The sequence below is a fragment of the Parabacteroides timonensis genome (assembly GCF_900128505.1).
Lineage (GTDB): Bacteria > Bacteroidota > Bacteroidia > Bacteroidales > Tannerellaceae > Parabacteroides > Parabacteroides timonensis.
Genome location: NZ_LT669940.1, coordinates 1,454,034 through 1,472,947, shown reverse-complemented (window position 1 = coordinate 1,472,947; position 18,914 = coordinate 1,454,034). Strand labels below are relative to the sequence as shown.

Sequence of the window (18,914 nt, the reverse complement as noted above, 5' to 3'; positions counted from 1 at the left end):
TTTCTAATTATTTTATCTTAAAAATCCAATAACATGAAACGATTATTTTATTTCTCAATTCTTTTGCTGGGCATTATCAGCACACTCAATGTTTCTGCAGCCGATAAAAACAAATGGCAGCCTCTATTTGGAGCAAATCTATCGGATGCCAGTTATAACCCGGAGGTCTGGAGCATGACTAATGGCGTACTTGCAGCTGTGGAGGACGAATCAATATGGACCAAAACCGAATATGAAAATTTTGAGTTGGATCTGGATTTCAAAACAGATGTAGGAACAAACAGTGGCGTCGTTATTTACTGTACGGACACCAAAGACTGGATCCCCAATTCTGTAGAAATACAAATCGCTGACGATCATTGCGAAAAATGGGGAAATGGAAAACCCTATGAAAAATGTGGTGCTATTTATGGCCACTTGGGAGCGAATAAAGATAAAGTTGTAAAAAAGCCCGGAGAATGGAACCACATGCGTATAAAATGTGCCGGACAACGCATCACAGTTATTTTGAATGGTAAAAAAGTAACTGAAATGGATATGAGTAAATGGACCTCAGGCAAAATAAATCCTGATGGAAGCGAAATTCCCAGTTGGCTACCCAAACCTTTTGCAGAATTACCGACAAAAGGTTATATAGGCCTGCAAGGAAAACATGGTGATTCACTTATCTGGTTCCGCAATGTAAAAGTAAGAAGCTTGTAATAAATAAAGAAAAGAGGAAAGTCTGTGACAGCTTTCCTCTTTTTATTTTAAGAAACCTTCGTTCCTTTGCCCAAATGAATTTCAGAAGCCTGGGTTATAATGACTTCTCTGACTCCTGCATCAATCGCCTGAAATGAATTTTCCAGTTTAGGAATCATACCTCCTTGTATAATACCCTGTTCTACCAATTGCTTGAAAGCCGTACGATCAATTTCCGGAATAACACTTTCGTCATCATTTTCATCCTTCAATACGCCTTTCTTTTCAAAACAAAATACCAATGTCACATCAAAATGTTTGGCTAATGCTTTTGCTGCCTCTCCGGCAATGGTATCGGCGTTGGTATTCAACATATTCCCTTGTTTATCATGAGTAAGCGGAGCCAACACCGGGACAATGCCCTGATGGATAAGAGAAGCCAACAGATCAGCATTCACCTCTTTTACATCTCCTACAAAACCATAATCCACCTCTGCTACCGGGCGCTTATCCGAGCGCATCAGGTTCATATCCGCACCGGTTAACCCTAATGCGTTTACATTTAATGCCTGCAGACCTGCAACAATATTCTTATTGACCAAACCGCCATATACCATAGTAACCACTTTCAAAGTTTCAGCATCTGTCACCCTGCGTCCGTTAACCATCTTGCTTTCGATACCCAATTGGCCGGCCAGTTTAGTAGCAGAACGGCCACCACCATGTACCAACGCCTTAAATCCTTCTATCTGAGAGAAATCACGAAGCAAACTTTGCAGTGTTTCTGCTTCCTCCACGATCTTTCCACCGACTTTAATCAGCGTAAGCTTTTCTTTTTTCATATCTGACAAAATATTTTTTGCGCCAAAGGTACTAAAAAAGAAAAGATTTACATACTTTTGCATAGTCTAACGCGGTAGTAGCTCAGTTGGTAGAGCATTAGCTTCCCAAGCTAAGGGTCACGAGTTCGAGTCTCGCTTACCGCTCCTAATAATCAGGCAGTTATCTTAAAAGATGATTGCTTGATTTTGTTTTATATATTACGGTTTTAGTGAGTTTTAAGCATACCATGTAAACCAATATGTAAACCAGAAATCACATCATGAATGCCTCTATTTCAGCAGTTTGCTACACATCAAAAACATTATCAAATGGCGAAAATCCTTTGATGTTACAAATAAATAAAGATGGAAAGCGAAAATACAAAAGCCTAGGCTTGTCGATCAATCCTAAATATTGGGATTTCACCAAAAACAAACTTAAACCTGTTTGCCCCAATTATGAGCATATACAAAAAATCATATTGGATAAGCAGACAGAAATACAAAAACAAATTATTGAACTTAATTCTGAGCAAAAAGATTATACCCCCGAAACTCTTCTCAATAAACAATCATTTAAAGTCTAAACCATAAAAGAATTTTACGAAGGGCTTATTTCCTATTATGAGAGTATAGACAAAAGAGGAAACAGGCACATATATAAAAGCTCCTACAACTCATTAATGACATTCACAAAGGGGAGGCTTGATATTCTATTCAGCGATATTGATACAGATTGGCTTAAACGATACGAAACATGGTTACGTTCCAAAAAGAATAAGGAAACAACTATTAGCCTAATGTTTAGGACTTTGAGAAGTGCTTACAATAAAGCTACTTAAAGCCAAATACAAATTAAGAATTTAAAATTGGCATTGGTTTAGCTGATGGATTTATTTAATCATTCCAGTGTAGCGACTACTAAACGATATTTAAGATTAAGACAAGAAAAAATATTACAGGCTTATGATGTTTTATCCTTTTAGATGGAGAATATCTAGTCTCAGCAGTTGGAAAATAGAACACTTTTCGTACATTTGCAGCAATCTCATACGCCTAAAGCGATAGGATGACATGAGAGGACATACGTTTAACGAAAGGTGTTATTGAAATTATCTTCTACATTCAAACTTCGCAACTTTGATATTGGAATGAAGATGATAGCAATAGCACCCGCATCATTTGTATTAAACTTACCTATGAGGGTAAATTATATACTAAATTGGTGTGGGTTGCTGTTGTTTTATCTATTCCAAAGGCAATGCGAAGGCCTGAATGTAGGATAAAACAAATACAGTTCCCACACCTTTTATTTTTTTAATCCAAACGGTGGGAACAGGGAGGATAAAATTTAAATTGTTATGAATACAAAAACACTATTTCTATTATTCTTAATTAGTCTTTTAACCGGGTGCAGCAAAGAACCTTTAAATAAAATTCCTGGGAATGAGATTTCTGATAATAATTTTTGGACCGGCTGGGAAAAAAGTTTAAACCTTAAAGATTTTGATGAAGGAAGTTTAGTTCTTAAGTCAGATGAAAATGGAAATACTTGGATATTTGGCCTAAAAAATAGTAGACCTTGGTTAGGATTATTCAATGGAGCAACTAAAGAAAAGCTAAATGAGTGGAATTTACTTCAGAATCTATCTATCAATACTATTACTAGTCCTATCATAATGCCTGGAGGGTATGCTTTTGTTGCATGGGAAAGACCAGAATCTGATTTTACAAGAAAAACAAAATTTTATATACTCCAAATAAAGGGGAATAATGTTAATATGGTTTATGAAACCACCAACTACTCTGTTCCTCATATTCAAAACGCTGGTGGATATACTTATATCTATTGGGATGACAGCGAAAGCGGGCTTTTTCCAAATGCAACTCCTTCTGATTTTTCTGATACATATTTAATTACAGATAAAAATATTATAGAGAATGTAACAGTTACTGATCTAAATAAAGATACTACAATTGTTTCTGCCTTTCGAAATGACAAAATGTGGATTGGTTTATATTTGTCAGAAAATGATAAATGGCAAAATTTTGTTGGAAAAGAGACTATTGAACGTAATATAAAAGTTGCTATTGGAGAAGAGATACAAAATGTCAAGATTGATAAATTTCAAATTGAAAGTCAATTTGAAACACCTTGGGGTAAAGGTTTCACCCCTGTTTATATAGACAAAAAAGGTAATAAATATTATCGAGACATAATGATATTCGATACGGATAATTTTCATTATTGGTATTCTAGAAATATTGCAAACAGCAAAAAAATGACTTGTCGAGATTGGTATCAAGGAAGCATTCTACTAGACGACAGTGTTGTTATTTCACCAAAGGGAGAATCAATAGTTAAATTGAAGAAGTACAAATCCATTGGTTCACTAGTAGGATATGATATTGCCCCAATTTCACCGCAAGACTCAATAAAACAGACTAATAGTATTTTAATATCTTATACGGAAGCAATTAGCTTTAGGTCTGTTCTTTCTCCGGGCGTTGGCTATTTTCCTCTCAATTGGTTTATAGAACGTTACGATTATAAAAAAGGAGAATCTATTTGGTGCATTTCTTGGGAAAATCTGAATGAAATACCAATTCATGCAAAAGTTGAGGGTTCTGTTGATACTAGTTCTAACCCATGGATATATAACATAAAAGCAGAGAGAAAAGAATATATATTTTCAATAGATATTGAAATGGGCACACTAACACCGACTAGTATCAACAATATTTCTAACTAATCTAGAAAGACACGGATTTGAATATCATCTACAATTTATTCAAGTTCGTGTCTTACTATTCTTTTTTATACGATATAGTATTGCGAAAGAGATAATTAACAAATTCATTAATCAATCTTGATTTACAACAGGATGTAAACCAACACGTAAACCAGATAATAATTTAAAACAAAGAAATCTTCTAAAGATGACGTAAGCGGTTGTAGCTCAGTTGGTGGCAGACGAAAGCGAAGCTTTTGGCAGCCTTGGAGAGCATTAGCTTGGGGAAGCTAAGGGTCACGAGTTCGAGTCTCGCTTACCGCTCACTTTTATTTAAGGTATTGCCTTCTCCGGGTAATACCTTTTATTTTTTACCACACAGAGTAAAGCAACTTACTCTCATTACAAAGGGAATTTCCCCACACCTATGGGGATTTTAGCCCACAGCTATGGGCATTCTTCCCCAATTATATGGGGAAAGTTCCCCAGTGCTGATAAAATAATGGGGAAATATAATAAAGCAATATACTTTCCTATCCATATTCATATTTATTAAAGAATAGTTTTCATAGCTGAAAACATTTCATTAAAAATGAGTGTTAATCCTATATTATTCTTACTTTTGCGACTATTAACTAAATTTAAAAAGAAAAAGAGAAAACAGCCATGTTAACAGTGATGATTTTGGTTTTTTTAGTTGGATATCTATGTATAGCTTTAGAACATCCACTGAAAGTAAACAAAGCCGGAACGGCCCTACTCACCGGAACTATACTTTGGGTTTTATATACCTTCGGGGCACCCGATCTTATTCCTATAGCTTCTGCCGAAGCCTTTAAAGAGTTCCTGGATTCGCATCCTGGCATAGCAGCTCTCCCTTTCGTGGAACAAAGTACCCGCTTTGTCGTCGAACACCAGATATTGGATAGTATCGGTGAAATTGCAGAAACACTGATCTTCCTGATCGGAGCAATGATTACCGTTGAACTGATCGATGCCCACGGAGGGTTCATGTTCATCACAAACCGCATTAAGACAAACCAGAAAAAAAAGTTACTGGTATTAGTTGCCTGTATAACATTTTTCATGTCTGCCATACTTGATAACCTGACTACTTCAATCGTTATGGTTATGTTGATGCGAAAATTATTAGGCAACTACAAAGAACGTTGGGTGTTTGGTAGCGTCATTATTATTGCAGCCAACAGTGGTGGCGCCTGGTCTCCAATCGGCGATGTAACTACGATCATGTTATGGGTTAGAGGTAATATATCTTCATCCTCAACCATTCCTCACCTCATCCTGCCGAGCTTGGTTTCAGCAGCAGTGCCTGTATTGATCATGATGCGCTTCCTGCACGGAAAGGTAACACCTCCCGACGCATTTACTGACAATGAGAATGATGAACTCCTCAAAGAACTGAAGAATAAAGAAAAACTTTCGATACTAATTCTTGGCGTTTTCTGCCTTGTATTCGTACCTATATTCAAGACAGTCACCCATCTGCCTCCATTCATGGGTATTCTGATGGGTGTCGGCATTTTGTGGATATATACAGAATTAATGTATAAACGGAATATCGTAAACGAAGATATAAAACTCCGTTTATCAAAAATAGTTCGCCGGATAGACGGAGCAACTTTATTATTCTTTCTTGGAATTCTATTGGCTGTAGACGCCTTGCGTTGTAGTGGTGTTCTCTCCAATTTCGCTTTATGGCTGGATGATACAGTAGGTAATGTATATGCTGTAAACCTGATTATCGGAACCTTATCTGCTATCGTCGATAATGTTCCTTTGGTTGCCGGTGCAATCGGTATGTATCCGGTAGCAACAGAAGCTATGATTGCATCTGCTGCCGATCCTGTTTATATGGCAAACTTCGTTCAAGATGGCATCTTCTGGCAATTCTTAGCCTATTGTGCCGGTGTTGGAGGTAGTATGCTGATCATCGGATCTGCTGCCGGAGTTGTAGTTATGGGGCTGGAACGCATCAATTTCATTTGGTATCTCAAAAATATTTCGTTACTTGCACTCCTTGGATATCTGGCAGGGGCCGGAGTCTATATTATCCAGAACGTAGTACTGGGATTATAAACAAAAGGAGGATACAATTATGTTATGGGATTTCATACTTAGATTATTTATCGCAGGTCTTCTGGGAGCTGTAGTTGGTCTCGACCGGGAATACAGGGCAAAAGAAGCCGGATATCGTACTCATTTCCTGGTTTCATTAGGTAGTGCTCTCATCATGATTGTATCTCAGTATGGTTTCCAGCAAATCATACAGGAAAACAGTGTTTCCCTCGATCCCAGCCGTGTTGCGGCGCAGGTGGTAAGTGGCATCGGTTTTATCGGTGCAGGAACGATTATTATTCAGAAACAGTTTGTTCGCGGACTGACAACAGCCGCGGGTATCTGGGCTACCGCCGGGATTGGACTGGCCATCGGAGCCGGGATGTATGGTGTCGGTGTAGCAGCGACAATATTGACTTTAATCGGCCTGGAGCTATTAAGTTTCATCTTTAAAAGTCTGGGGATGAAAAGCTCGATGATCATCTTTTCGACCACCGAGAAAGACATTATACAAAAGGTTACCCGGGTGCTGAGTGACAGAGGCTATATGCTCGTCTCCTATCAAATGGAAAAAGTCAATCATTCGAATGCCGACACTTACATCGTTACAATAGTCATAAAAGCGAAAAAAAGTATGGATGACAACAAATTACTCCTGTTTATGGAAGAGTTTCCGGAAATAACAGTCGAGAGAATTGAATAGAATTACTGAAACGGGGACAAGTTTTACTATATTTGTCCCCGTAATTATTTATAACAAATACACATGAACATAATTTCTAGACTTTTTAAGAAAGAGAAAGAAGAAACAGAAGCTTCCTCAAAGGGCTCCGTTGAAGAGTTCGTTTCTCTGATCCGCGTTTATTATCAGGCAGTAATGGCTGTACAACTGGGTATAACCAACATCAATATGCTATCGGATATGGCGCTATTCAAACGGATGTTGAAAATCCCAACACAAAATAACAAACCGGGTATCGCCGAAAAATCACGTGTCCGTAAAATCCTGATGCAAGACTACGGCATGAAAGAAAGCTTCTTTAAAGAGATTGAGGCATCGGTTAAAAAGAACTGTAAATCGCAAAACGATATCAAATCGTACTTTTTCCTGTTCCAGGGTTTCTGCAATGACCTATTTTCTTTGTTAGACAACCTGATGAAGTGGAAGTTCCGTTTCTCCATGCTGGTAAAAAAGCTATTATACAACCAGACAGCTAAAACAATCCACGAGATCGTAACCCGTTCGGAATGGAAAGAGGTTAGCGTACAAAAAACAGCTTGGAGTATTCGTAAATACAAAGAAACACTTGGTTACTCGGAAGAATGGATGACTGATTTTGTTTACAACGTTGTCCTTCTCGCCAAAGAAGATGCAAAGAACCAACGCAAGAAAGACAAATAAAGATTGAATGATATGAAATATCTTTTTTTAGAATATCCCAAATGCAGTACTTGCCGGAACGCAAAAAAGTGGCTTGATGAACATAAGGTATCCTATGATGATCGTCATATAATCGACCAGAATCCTTCTGTTGAAGAGTTGACTGAATGGATTGAACGGAGCAAGCTTCCTTTGAAAAGCTTCTTCAATACTAGCGGTCTGGTATATAAAGCGATGCAACTGAAAGACAAACTGCCTTCCATGAGCGACCAAGAACAGATTGAATTGCTGGCATCCGATGGGAAATTGATTAAACGCCCATTACTGGTAAACGAAAATCAGGTACTGGTTGGTTTTAAACCCGGCGAATGGGAAGATTTAGTAAAATAGTCCTATGAAAGAGTTCATCACCCCTCCCGATCATATTCATTTCCTGGCAAAGAAGCTATTTGCTGATTGCGGGGAAATTATCGACGGTTCCATTGCTTATCTGGAAAAAGGAGGTGGTGGGCCTACTTCATTGCATACACACGAACATAACCATCTGTTTATTGTGACCAGTGGGCAGGCACGTATCGAGCTGGGCAGCGAAGTAAAAATACTGAATGCCAACGAGTCGTTTCTGGTAAAAGGAAGTATTCCCCATTCCGTATGGAATAATATTGACGGAACAACCGTTATGATCGGTATCTCTGTAAAAGACAAATAATCATCTTAATTTACTTTTCGAATGGAAAATCTTACCTATCAACCCAGTGCAGACTATGTTGCAGCTTGCGGATTATATTGCGGAGCCTGCCGTAAATTTGTAAAAAACAATGTCCCGGATGCAAGTCGAATACAAAAGCAGCATGGTGCAAAATACGGTCTTGCAATATCGAGCATAACTATAAGAGTTGTGCGGACTGTACGATCAGTTCCATTGAGGAATGCAAGATGTTCAACAACTTCATAGGAAAGGTTTTCGCTGTTCTTTTCCGTTCGGATCGTGCTGCCTGTATCAGAAGAATACAAGCCATCGGATACGATGCTTTTGCCGAAGAAATGCACAGTAAAAAACAACAGACAATAAAAAGATAAATAACAAAAGCCAATGGTATCAGAATTACATCCGCTAGGGTTCTTTCTACCCGAACAGACTAAACTGCTTATGCTGGGTAGCTTCCCACCTCCCATGCAACGTTGGTCGATGAACTTCTACTATCCGAATATCCAGAACGATATGTGGCGTATCCTGGGACTACTATTTTATAATAATAAAGAGTATTTCCTGGAGACAAAGAAAGCTTTCAGTGAAGAAAAGGCCAAACTGTTTTGTAAGGAAAAAGGTATCGGCATCGGTGATACGGCTATCGAGATCATCCGTCTGAAGAACAATGCTTCCGACAACTTCCTGCAAGTTATCAAACCGATCGATCCGGAAGAAGTCTTGTCGCAGATTCCGGAGTGTAAAGCAATTGTCGTAACCGGCCAAAAGGCGATGGATACACTTTTATCCGTATTACCTCCTACCGAAGAACCGAAGGTCGGTTCCTTTTCTACGTTCACTTTACTAAGTAGAGTATTCAGATTATATCGCATGCCTTCTTCTTCCCGCGCTTATCCCAAACCATTGGAAGAGAAAGCAGCGGTTTACAGGAAAATGTTCGAAGATTTAGAAATGCTATAAATAAGGCCATTGTCTTCCTTACTACAGAGACAATGGCCTTATTGGTTATTTTTCTTTTGAATATTGTATCAAAGAAAAACCACAAGGAGATATACCTAAATCTATCTGAGACTTTTTAGAACTAAATTCTTTCTTCTCAGGTACAATCCGATTTCTGTCATTACTTGAATTCGCTGCATTAATATTGTCCGCTTCAAGTTTCCATATATTCTTCACATAATATCCTTCAGGAACATTTAAACGAACCTTTTGCCCGCTTTCATGAGAACGATTTATTAAAGCTATATTTATATTTCCGTCTTTCGTTAAAACCGCAGCACCATCAATAAATTTCAGTTCTTGTGTTTCTCCATTCACGTCACTATTCATATCTCCCTCTACTCTTAACCTTCCTAACGGAAGCGATAATCCCGGTCCATCAACTTCTACATTGATCTTCTCTCCAACCATATAGCGTCGATACAATTCAAACACATAATAAACAGGCGTTTTATAAGCATCGTCATCACCTGAGGTTTTAATCAGACCATGTCCGTTCACCGGAAATATATAATTTGCCATCCCGACAACAGGACTTTGTCTGATGAAAACATTCAGCATTCCGGCAACAGTTGTAACGTCGAATAATCTCCTGTTGTCTTTTCTTGTAAAGCCAAACTTCACTCCATCATAAACAGCATGCCTATTATTCCATTCATCGATACTGAATCGTATTGGTTTACCAGTTCTCCCCAAACGTCGGTTTTCCTCATTTAATAATTCTGCACTTCTCTTTATATTTGCCTCAACCTTTGCAGGAGCAAAGATCGTATATAACGGATCGATAAGAACATCATCCTTCATCCGAGCTCCCATATAATAATGTAATGTCAAAAAATCAATTAAAGCTCCGTTCTTAGAAAGAACCGTATCGTTCCAACCATATAAATGACCAACTCCAAGCAACTTCAAATCAGGATAAAGACCACGGATTGTTTTTGCCCACTTATACAACTTCTCAGAATAGACCTCCGCAGTTTCCGCTTTATGTACTCCATAGGGACCATAATTTTCATTTCCAATACACCAGTACTTCACATCATACGCCCGTGCATGCCCATTTTGAACCCGCTTCATTCCATAGGCCGTATTTTCAGCTCCATTGACATATTCGAGCCAGTTTAATGCATCTCCCAATGAACCGGCATATTTAGGATTATTACTCATATTAAAATTAATATAAGGGACCGTCCCTATTTTTTTACACCATTGAAGAAACTCATCCGTCCCAAATATATTCGTATCTTGTCCACCCCAGCAAATACAATCGACAGTCGGTCTACTTTCTTTTGGACCAATTCCATTTTCCCAATTATATTCATGTATATAAGTTCCCGCCGGCCAGCGAACAATCGGCATATTAAGAGGTTTCAGCAGTTCGTTCACGACAGGATGCTCAGTACCGTCTCCCCTGATCAATCCCCCATAAATCACACTATCGTTACAATCTTCCAGCATCTGACCATAAATCATTGGATCGATGGCCTCTAGTCGATCCGGTATCGAAATATGAACGACACTCTGTCCTGACACAAAAGATGTAAAACCGAACAATAACACACACAGTATAACTAATAAACTTCTTTCTACTTTCATATTTTTATTCTTAAACTATTCAACATTTTTAAATTGTTTTATTTCTCCTAATCGACCTACCAGAAGAGAGACCAATATATAACTGACCATATAAGCAGCACCTATATAAATAAAGATTGGTAAATAAGAGTAAACGCCGATAGTCACTCCTATTATTTTCTGAGAGACCACGCTCGTTATTCCTCCCAATGTGCCTCCTATACCAGTGATAGTCGCCTGTACGCTTTTAGGATAGATCTCGGAAGGAATAGTTATATTCGCCCACAGGCCATGAGCCAGCATTATACCGGATATCAAACCTATAGCAATAAAAGGCGTAGCTCCGGAAAATAATAAATAACACAACACAGGTATAAGCAAAGATGCAATAAACATCACAGTCTTTCTGGCTTTATTCAACGACCAATTATATTTATCAATCAAAAGTTTAGGTAATACTCCTCCTAATATGGTACCAATCCCCATAGCAGTATAAGGCAACCAGGCAGTCACACCCAATTCGGTTAAGGAGAATCCCTGTACATCCTGCAAATATTTTGGAATCCAGAACAATAAGAAATAAGTTACCGGATCGATGAATATACGGGCTGAAAAACATCCCCAAGTAGCCTTCCTCGCCAATAAATCTCTGAGGCTGACTTTAGCCTGTTCCCCCGATTCCGCACTTTCATCACCAGATAAAATCAAATTCTTTTCTTCTTCTGAAATATCCGGATGTTTCTGAGGCAAATGATAATATTTCAACCAGAAAAACAACCAGATAAAACCTAAGAACCCCGTCACTATAAAAGATAGTCGCCATCCAAAATGAAACGCCAGAAAAGAGACGATCGGAACAGCCAATGCAGCCCCGATAGCCGTTCCTGCATTAAATAACCCAATGGCTAAAGCACGCTCTTTCAGAGGAAACCATTCACTACAAGCTTTAACTCCTGCCGGGAAATTAGCGGATTCAGTAATTCCTAGTAAAAAGCGAACAATAGCAAACTGAGTAATAGATCCGGCAAAGGCATGTAACATACTGACCAAAGACCAACCGCCGGCAAATATGGCAAACCCTTTCCTGGTTCCAATCCGGTCGATAACCCTGCCACTGCATGCATACATCAACGTATAGCTAAACACAAATACAGCAGTGATATTTGCATAATCAGCATCCGTCCAATGAAGATCATTTTGTATTGTAGAAGCCAGAATTGCCAAGGTATTCCTGTCCAAGCAGTTTAAACCTGAAACCAAACATAGCAATACAGCTATTCTCCACCGGACATTTTTTATTCTTATAACCTCTCCCATCTCTTATTCCCGTTTTAAAAAGGGATTATAATGACCGGCATTTTTCCCATTACTATTTTTCCGTTTCAGAATCAAAGCCTCGTTTATACTATCCTCCTGCTCTCCATTCAGAAGATACTGCTTCTCCCTTAATAATTCCTGTCTCAATTCAGTTGTATCTATTTCACGTGTAGAGATTCCCTTTTGAGCGATCAGAGCAGCCGCAACCCCGGCTCCCTGTCCCATAGCCATACAAGTAGCCATAACTCTTATAGAACCAAATGCAATATGCGTAGCAGAAATACAACGGCCTGCCACTAATAAATTATCAAGCCCGACCGGCAATAAACAACGATACGGAATCTCATAAACGACTTTTCCGGAACCTGTAAAAATCTGTTGTTTTCCATAAGGAGGATGAATATCGATTGCAAAAGTTCCACAAGCGATGCCATCATAAAAAGCCGTACCATTTAAAATATCATTTTCGGATAAAGTATAATCACCTACGATATGCCGGGTTTCTCTTATTCCTACTTGTATTCCCGAATCGATAATGAAAGAGTTTTCAAAACCTCCTATATGTCTTTTAAGGAAATGGAATATTTGTATTACTTGTTTACGAAGCAGCACTTCCGCACGCGTCAGATCTGCAGTATTAGTTCCATCGACATTTTGTAACCGAGTCGTATTCACCGAAAATTGTCCGTGGGGTAATTCATACATCAAAATCCGTGGAGCGACCTCATCATCCAGTTCACCTGTTTCTACAGCTTTTTTTATCAGTTCATTCAAACCTAAGAAAGCCATTGCTTTCTGACTATCGATTTCTTCGTCAGTCGGATCGTCTTTCAACAGATTTCGATTTTCTTTCATCCACCGACGTAAATCGAGATTATCGACCCCACCTATTCTAAAATAGAGAGTTGCCGGTTGCATCGCTCCATCTTCTTTTCTCCCGGCAATATAATCGGCACCCGCACTAACGGCAACATCTGCATCCGCTGAACAGTCGATAACATAACGGGGACAAATCGCCTCTCTACCCGATTTGCTTTCAATAATAACGGCCGATACTTTCCCTTTCTCCACCTGCGCTCCAACAACCAGGCTATGCAGTAGAATCTGAACGCCAGCCTCTTCCAACATTTTAAAGAGAAGTACCTTACATCCTTCTGGATCAAAAGGAGTCATCGACGCATTATCGAATGTCATATCTGTGACATGTCCGGCAGAAACACCATCTGCCACCATACGGGAAACAAACTCTCCGGCAATACCGTTTATTACCTGCCTGCCGTTTATGTCATGAAATGTAAACATCGGATTCACCATTGCCACAGTCATATTACCACCGACAAAACCATATTTTTCAACCAATAAAGTCTTAGCTCCCATCCTTGCAGAAGCAATTGCTGCACCGATACCAGCAGGCCCTGAACCTACCACTAAAACATCCGGTGTCGCTATCACTTTTGTTTCTCTCTGTTTCTCTATAATTTGCTTCATTTTGCACATAGTTCTTTTGTCCGGGTAACCGAATAGATATATGAAACATCTTTCGTTACCCGGATATGATTAATTATTAAACTCTAGCTCTATTAATATCCAGGATTCTGGATCAGGTTCTTATTTGTCTGGATTTCCGCAAAAGGAATAGGAGACAAATAATGCTTCGCCGGGTCAAAATAACGTATGCCTAATTTTGTCCCCAATTTATCTTTATCTGGATAGTTTGAATAATCCGGGTTACCATATTCATCAATCGAAGGAGCAGTAGACGGATAGCCTGTCGGTACACGACCATAACACATTCCGTTCATTACCTTTTCTGCCATCCCCCAACGACGTATATCAAATAAACGGGCACCTTCGCCTGCCAATTCATATTTCCGTTCTTTCCTGATTATAGCCCTCAACTCCTGTTGGCTCTTGCCATTGGAAACAGACGGCATCCCAACTCTGGCTCTCACCTTATTTATAGACTCATAAACCGTATTATCCAATTGATTCAATTCAATCTTGGCCTCCGCATAAGTCAACAATATTTCTGCATAACGGAATACGATCGCATTGATAGAAGAAGCACCGTCCGTTCGATATTCGGAAGCATCGACATACTTTCTCCAACAATATCCGGAGAAACTGGCATACGTATGTGTTGCATCCAAATTATCAATCCTTACAGCCGGGGTCACATTATAATTCCAGCATTTTATACTGTCTTTATTCGTTTCGAACTGATAACCGAGAAAAACCGTACCGGGTAAAGCAATCGTATACCCCAGTCTCGGATCTCTGTTTTCCCAGGGATGTAGAGGGTCGTAAAGAGGGGATTTATCGATAGAAAGGCCATCGATACATTCATAAGAATCAACGAGTGCCTGAACAGGCATTTTATTCGAATAACCGCCCCCTAAACGAGATAAATAACGTTTAGGCATCAACTGCGTTTTATCATCCTGGTTAAACTGGACAGCCCAAATAATTTCTTTTGAAGTTTTTCCGGCAATCTTTGTCAGATTCTCATAACTATCGTCGAGAATATATTCAGTACCTTCCAGTTCCATTATTTTACGACAAGCGTCGACCGCGACCTCCAAACGGTTATTATATAGAGCAGTTCGCGCCACAATAGCCCAGGCAAAACCTTTTGTTATGGCCATTGTGTTCGGTGCATTTTTCTGGGAAAGGAAAGGTACCGCTTCTTCACAATCCGAAATAATGAAATCCACGACTTTATCCTTTGCATCTCGAGAGACATAGGCTTCACTTATTGTCTGTACATGTTCAATCAGAGGAACATCACCAAACATAGATACCAATACATGATAATAATAAGCACGCATAGTCTTTACTTCCGCTTTGTACTGATTGATCTTCTCTTCTGAAACCTTTCCTTCGGAGCGGTTGATATTATCCAAAACAAAATTACATCTTGAAATGCCATTATACATATACGTCCAAAGATCTTTCAATTGCCAGGCACTCGGATTATGATACAATTGTTCGGGGTTCACATCTCTCTCAGCAGCAATATCCGAGGCATTATCGAAATAGATCATAAAAGGGATCCAGTCATACATCAGATAGAGTGGAGAGTGTATCCCGACTATCGCCATTTTTATCTGATCTTCATTTTCCAGAAAGGTTTCTGTAGAAGGAAGATTCAACGGATACTTTTCTAAAACGCCTTCACAAGATGTAAACAACAATATACATACAAGAAACAGACTTATCATATTCTTTTTTGTTTTCATAATTGTAATGATCTAAATGATTAAAAACGAATATCTACACCAAAACCAATGCTTTTTACTTGAGGATAATACTGGCCTCCCTGAGCTGGAGATACTTCCGGATCCCAGCCATTCCAGAAATTCGTAAACGTCAACAGGTTTTCGCCCGACACATAGAATCTCAGATATTCAATCAAAGCCTTTTTGGAAATAGCTTCAGGGATACGATACCCCAGCTGAACATTCTTCAACCTCAGATAAGCTGCACTTTTCTTATAAAAGTCTGAATTCAGATAATTATTCGAGTCGTTGAAGTATAACCGTGGAAAAGTCGCTCCAGTATTCTGATTTTCAGTTGTCCAACGATCTTTATGAATCTCAAAAGCGGTACCTCCCATATGGAACGGATACATCGCTATTTGAGTCAGATAACCATCCACCTTGCCTACGCCTTGTAATAAAATATTTAAATCAAATCCTTTATAACGTCCAGCAAAATTAATGCCATAAGTATATCTGGGGATCGTCGAACCTAATACTTGGCGATCATCATCATTTATCAAATCATCGTCATTACTGTTTTCATATCTCAAATCCCCCGGAGCCAGGCTACGTATCTGGCGAGTCCATTTATAAGTACCGTCTGCCTCAAAATCATTATCAGAAAGAATACCCAAAGATTTGTACATGTATAAAGAATTAATAGAATATCCTTCCCTGTTTGTCACGAGTCCGGTTCCGTTTATACCTTTTAAGTCCAGGATCTTATTCTTTACATCCGATAAATTAAAAGAAAGGTCGAAATCAAAATCCCCTATTTTATCCGAATAAGTGATATTCAGGTCATACCCTTTATTTTCAACGGTACCGGCATTCTGGTAAGTTGCTAGTAATCCCATAGTCCGGGGAATATCCAGTTTCAATAAAATATCCTTCGTCTTCTTATAATACCAGTCGAAAGACACACTGATTTTATCGATTAAATTAAAATCTACACCGACATTGGTCATCTGAGTCGTTTCCCAGGTAATATCTGGATTGTTCATTGTCAGGACAGCAGCACCATCCATCAATCTATCTTCCGAAATATATTTCGTCGTCATATCGATATTGGAAGAAAACGGGTAATTGTCATTAATACTTTGATTTCCGAGTGTTCCCCACGATGCCCTTACCTTAAAGTTTGAAACATATTCCTTCAGGTTATTCCAAAACACTTCCTCCGATAATCTCCAGCCAGCCGAGAAAGACGGGAAAGCTCCCCATTTATTACCCTTCCCAAACTTAGAAGATCCGTCATAACGAATATTTGCTTCAAACAGATACTTACTGTTAAAGTCATAATTTATGCGACCGAACCATGACATCAGTACGCTCTCGCCAGCCCAACCGTCGTTTCTCATATTCTCTACAGAACCGGCCTGTAAAACCGTATATTCCGGGAATAGATAATCGTCCCTGAAAGCATTAAAACCAGAACTGTAATTCGATTCATATTGGAAACCGGCTAAAGCGGCAATCGTATGTTGTTTTATGGTTTTCTTATAATTAGCCGTACTCCTAAACTGAAGATACCGGTTATAATCGGATTGCATGGTCAGATTAGACTTACTGGGTAAAGTGGAGAAAACACTTCCATCCAGATTATAAGTCGTGACCCGATTGATGAAAGCCTTCGATTGCGGATAGGAGATAGAAGGAGAGAAAGCTGCCTGCATCCAAAAATCATCGATAGGAGTCCATTTGAAAGACAAATTACCCATCATCGGCGTAGACTTCTCATTTGTAAAGCCTCCTTCATGAATACTAGCCACAGGATTTTCACCATTTTGTCCCTCTGCGTAATTTCCATTAGCATATTGACAGGCCTGCACTGCCGGCAACTTATTCATCAGATAAAAAATGTACCCGATACCTGAACCATTGGAAGATTCACTATTATACTTCGCTACCGAATTCCGGTTAGAGTTATAAAGATAAACATCCAATGAAGAAGAGAAATACTTCGAAAAGATAAAATCAGTATTCAGTCGTAAGGATATACGCTCAAAGTCAACATTCTTTATAATACCTCCCTGACCTAAATAACCGATGGAAGCCAACACTTTCAATTTATCCGTGCCACCTGTCATCGTCAAACTGTGATTGTGCTGAATACCGTTTCCCTGCAATATAGCGTCCTGCCAGTCTGTATCAGGATAATGATCCCGATCGGAAGGACCTTTTTCTCGCCAGTCTCTTATTTGCTCATCGGTATAAACAGCACCGGCACCGGCATTTAACTTCGACTCATTTAATAGCATCATGTGATCTATCGCCCCTAACTTCTTAGGCATGTTAGTCGGACTTTGCTTTGTCACATATCCACTGTACGAAATATTAAACTTTCCTTCCGCAGCCCGTTTGGTTGTTACAAGGATAACCCCATTAGCAGCTTTCGAACCATAGATTGAAGCAGATGCCGCATCTTTCAATACAGAAATAGATTCGATCGTCGAAACGTCCAGACTGTTTAATCCCATCTCTATCCCATCGACCAGAATCAAAGGGTTCGCATTATTCAATGTTCCGATCCCCCGGATCTTAATATCACCTTCATCCAATCCCGGCTGTCCGGAACGTTGTGTAATCGTTACCCCGGGTGCCGTTCCCTGAAGAGCCAGTGAAGCCTGACCTACCTGGCGCTTATTGATCACTTCACTACTGATGGCAGTCACGGCACCCGTCAGATTTACCTTTTTCTGTGTACCATATCCGACAACCACAACTTCATCCAAAGCACGGCTGTCTTCCTGTAATACGATTTTCAGTTCCGTTTGATTTCCTATTTTTATTTCCTGTTCCACATAACCGATATAAGAAACTTGTATCGTAGCGTTAGCCGGAACATCCAAACTAAAATGACCGTTTATATCAGTTACCGTACCATTATTCTCTGAATGTTTAACAAGAATATTGGCCCCGATAATTGTTTCTCCTTTATAATCGACAACTTTACCTGTTATCCTTTTTATTTGTTGCAGGTTCTTTCCAACGACAGCCTCATCTGTCTTCTTATAAATGATAATATGTTTTTCATCAATCATATAAGCCAATCCCTGACCGGCCAACAAGTTCTCTAAAACGACATTGATATTCTGCCTGTCAAGCCGAACAGAAACCTTTTTATTCAAATTAATTTCTTTATCCCTATACCAGAAAGAATATTCGCTTTGCTGCTTTACTTCATCCAACGCCTGTTTGAGAGTTACATTATTCAGATCCAGAGATATCTCTGCTACCTGTGAATAACTAACATTGGCGGATGCACAAAAAATGGTTAACAAACATAATACTACGGATAATCTCATAATATTAAAGATTTTATTACGGAGACAAACAGGTATAGTTTGCCTTGAATTTGAA

The 18,914-nt window shown here is 39.1% G+C and carries 14 protein-coding genes, 2 tRNA genes and 3 pseudogenes; 13 read left to right on the top strand and 6 right to left on the bottom strand.

Translation table 11 applies throughout. The features are described from left to right. The first annotated feature begins 33 nt into the window (after nucleotides 1-33). Nucleotides 34-702 carry a 3-keto-disaccharide hydrolase gene (locus BQ7394_RS06435; protein WP_075556610.1) on the top strand — a complete coding sequence of 223 codons (669 nt, stop codon included), beginning with the start codon at nucleotides 34-36 and terminating at the stop codon, nucleotides 700-702. Between the two features lie 47 nt (nucleotides 703-749). Here BQ7394_RS06435 and argB read toward each other — a convergent pair whose 3' ends face one another. Further along, nucleotides 750-1,523, bottom strand: a complete 774-nt coding sequence (argB, locus tag BQ7394_RS06430) for an acetylglutamate kinase (RefSeq protein ID WP_075556609.1) — start codon at nucleotides 1,521-1,523, stop codon at nucleotides 750-752. 71 nt (nucleotides 1,524-1,594) lie between these two features. Here argB and BQ7394_RS06425 point away from each other — a divergent pair. From BQ7394_RS06425 to BQ7394_RS06370, 12 genes and pseudogenes are all read left to right on the top strand, one after another. Continuing rightward, nucleotides 1,595-1,667, top strand: a tRNA-Gly gene (locus BQ7394_RS06425). A 116-nt stretch (nucleotides 1,668-1,783) separates the two neighbouring features. Next, nucleotides 1,784-2,338, top strand: a pseudogene (locus tag BQ7394_RS25370) (phage integrase SAM-like domain and Arm DNA-binding domain-containing protein); the annotation flags it as partial. Nucleotides 2,339-2,386: 48 nt separating this feature from the next. Beyond that, nucleotides 2,387-2,488, top strand: a pseudogene (locus BQ7394_RS26215) (site-specific integrase); the annotation flags it as partial. Nucleotides 2,489-2,863: 375 nt separating this feature from the next. After that, nucleotides 2,864-4,255 carry a hypothetical protein gene (locus BQ7394_RS06405; protein WP_075556607.1) on the top strand — a complete coding sequence of 464 codons (1,392 nt, stop codon included), beginning with the start codon at nucleotides 2,864-2,866 and terminating at the stop codon, nucleotides 4,253-4,255. Nucleotides 4,256-4,451: 196 nt separating this feature from the next. After that, nucleotides 4,452-4,558: transfer RNA gene (locus tag BQ7394_RS25780), tRNA-Pro, on the top strand. Nucleotides 4,559-4,900: 342 nt separating this feature from the next. Then, nucleotides 4,901-6,331, top strand: coding sequence for a sodium:proton antiporter NhaD (gene nhaD / locus BQ7394_RS06400; RefSeq protein WP_075556606.1), 1,431 nt, complete (start codon nucleotides 4,901-4,903; stop codon nucleotides 6,329-6,331). A gap of 19 nt (nucleotides 6,332-6,350) precedes the next feature. Further along, nucleotides 6,351-7,013 carry an MgtC/SapB family protein gene (locus BQ7394_RS06395; protein WP_075556605.1) on the top strand — a complete coding sequence of 221 codons (663 nt, stop codon included), beginning with the start codon at nucleotides 6,351-6,353 and terminating at the stop codon, nucleotides 7,011-7,013. A gap of 63 nt (nucleotides 7,014-7,076) precedes the next feature. Then, nucleotides 7,077-7,712, top strand: a complete 636-nt coding sequence (locus tag BQ7394_RS06390) for a hypothetical protein (protein ID WP_075556604.1) — start codon at nucleotides 7,077-7,079, stop codon at nucleotides 7,710-7,712. A 12-nt stretch (nucleotides 7,713-7,724) separates the two neighbouring features. Then, nucleotides 7,725-8,081, top strand: coding sequence for an arsenate reductase family protein (locus BQ7394_RS06385; RefSeq protein WP_075556603.1), 357 nt, complete (start codon nucleotides 7,725-7,727; stop codon nucleotides 8,079-8,081). Between the two features lie 4 nt (nucleotides 8,082-8,085). Continuing rightward, entirely contained in the window at nucleotides 8,086-8,400 is a 315-nt protein-coding gene (locus BQ7394_RS06380) for a cupin domain-containing protein (protein WP_075556602.1), read from the top strand. A 21-nt stretch (nucleotides 8,401-8,421) separates the two neighbouring features. After that, nucleotides 8,422-8,771, top strand: a pseudogene (locus tag BQ7394_RS26210) (DUF3795 domain-containing protein). A gap of 13 nt (nucleotides 8,772-8,784) precedes the next feature. Further along, nucleotides 8,785-9,360: a uracil-DNA glycosylase family protein gene (locus BQ7394_RS06370; protein WP_075556601.1), complete on the top strand. Its 576-nt coding sequence runs from the start codon at nucleotides 8,785-8,787 to the stop codon at nucleotides 9,358-9,360. 45 nt (nucleotides 9,361-9,405) lie between these two features. Here the strand turns inward: BQ7394_RS06370 and BQ7394_RS06365 are convergent, their stop codons facing one another. From BQ7394_RS06365 to BQ7394_RS06345, 5 genes are all read right to left on the bottom strand, one after another. Then, nucleotides 9,406-10,995 (bottom strand): alpha-L-arabinofuranosidase C-terminal domain-containing protein, encoded by a 1,590-nt coding sequence (locus tag BQ7394_RS06365; protein WP_075556600.1) that lies wholly within the window; start codon nucleotides 10,993-10,995, stop codon nucleotides 9,406-9,408. A 15-nt stretch (nucleotides 10,996-11,010) separates the two neighbouring features. Beyond that, nucleotides 11,011-12,291 (bottom strand): MFS transporter, encoded by a 1,281-nt coding sequence (locus BQ7394_RS06360; RefSeq protein ID WP_082211679.1) that lies wholly within the window; start codon nucleotides 12,289-12,291, stop codon nucleotides 11,011-11,013. Between the two features lie 3 nt (nucleotides 12,292-12,294). Further along, nucleotides 12,295-13,779 (bottom strand): FAD-dependent oxidoreductase, encoded by a 1,485-nt coding sequence (locus tag BQ7394_RS06355; protein ID WP_210436521.1) that lies wholly within the window; start codon nucleotides 13,777-13,779, stop codon nucleotides 12,295-12,297. Nucleotides 13,780-13,871: 92 nt separating this feature from the next. Further along, entirely contained in the window at nucleotides 13,872-15,530 is a 1,659-nt protein-coding gene (locus tag BQ7394_RS06350; RefSeq protein WP_082211677.1) for a RagB/SusD family nutrient uptake outer membrane protein, read from the bottom strand. A 20-nt stretch (nucleotides 15,531-15,550) separates the two neighbouring features. Then, nucleotides 15,551-18,859 carry a TonB-dependent receptor gene (locus BQ7394_RS06345; protein WP_161951779.1) on the bottom strand — a complete coding sequence of 1,103 codons (3,309 nt, stop codon included), beginning with the start codon at nucleotides 18,857-18,859 and terminating at the stop codon, nucleotides 15,551-15,553. Between the last annotated feature and the right edge of the window lie 55 nt (nucleotides 18,860-18,914).

Excerpts from the sequence above, each read along its gene's own strand:
- BQ7394_RS06355 (WP_210436521.1), bottom strand. The coding sequence starts at position 13,779 with ATGAAGCAAATTATAGAGAAACAGAGAGAAACAAAAGTGATAGCGACA.
- BQ7394_RS06350 (WP_082211677.1), bottom strand. The coding sequence starts at position 15,530 with ATGAAAACAAAAAAGAATATGATAAGTCTGTTTCTTGTATGTATATTG.
- nhaD (WP_075556606.1), top strand. The coding sequence starts at position 4,901 with ATGTTAACAGTGATGATTTTGGTTTTTTTAGTTGGATATCTATGTATA.
- BQ7394_RS06365 (WP_075556600.1), bottom strand. The coding sequence starts at position 10,995 with ATGAAAGTAGAAAGAAGTTTATTAGTTATACTGTGTGTGTTATTGTTC.
- BQ7394_RS06390 (WP_075556604.1), top strand. The coding sequence starts at position 7,077 with ATGAACATAATTTCTAGACTTTTTAAGAAAGAGAAAGAAGAAACAGAA.
- argB (WP_075556609.1), bottom strand. The coding sequence starts at position 1,523 with ATGAAAAAAGAAAAGCTTACGCTGATTAAAGTCGGTGGAAAGATCGTG.
- BQ7394_RS06345 (WP_161951779.1), bottom strand. The coding sequence starts at position 18,859 with ATGAGATTATCCGTAGTATTATGTTTGTTAACCATTTTTTGTGCATCC.
- BQ7394_RS06435 (WP_075556610.1), top strand. The coding sequence starts at position 34 with ATGAAACGATTATTTTATTTCTCAATTCTTTTGCTGGGCATTATCAGC.
- BQ7394_RS06385 (WP_075556603.1), top strand. The coding sequence starts at position 7,725 with ATGAAATATCTTTTTTTAGAATATCCCAAATGCAGTACTTGCCGGAAC.
- BQ7394_RS06395 (WP_075556605.1), top strand. The coding sequence starts at position 6,351 with ATGTTATGGGATTTCATACTTAGATTATTTATCGCAGGTCTTCTGGGA.
- BQ7394_RS06360 (WP_082211679.1), bottom strand. The coding sequence starts at position 12,291 with ATGGGAGAGGTTATAAGAATAAAAAATGTCCGGTGGAGAATAGCTGTA.
- BQ7394_RS06405 (WP_075556607.1), top strand. The coding sequence starts at position 2,864 with ATGAATACAAAAACACTATTTCTATTATTCTTAATTAGTCTTTTAACC.
- BQ7394_RS06380 (WP_075556602.1), top strand. The coding sequence starts at position 8,086 with ATGAAAGAGTTCATCACCCCTCCCGATCATATTCATTTCCTGGCAAAG.
- BQ7394_RS06370 (WP_075556601.1), top strand. The coding sequence starts at position 8,785 with ATGGTATCAGAATTACATCCGCTAGGGTTCTTTCTACCCGAACAGACT.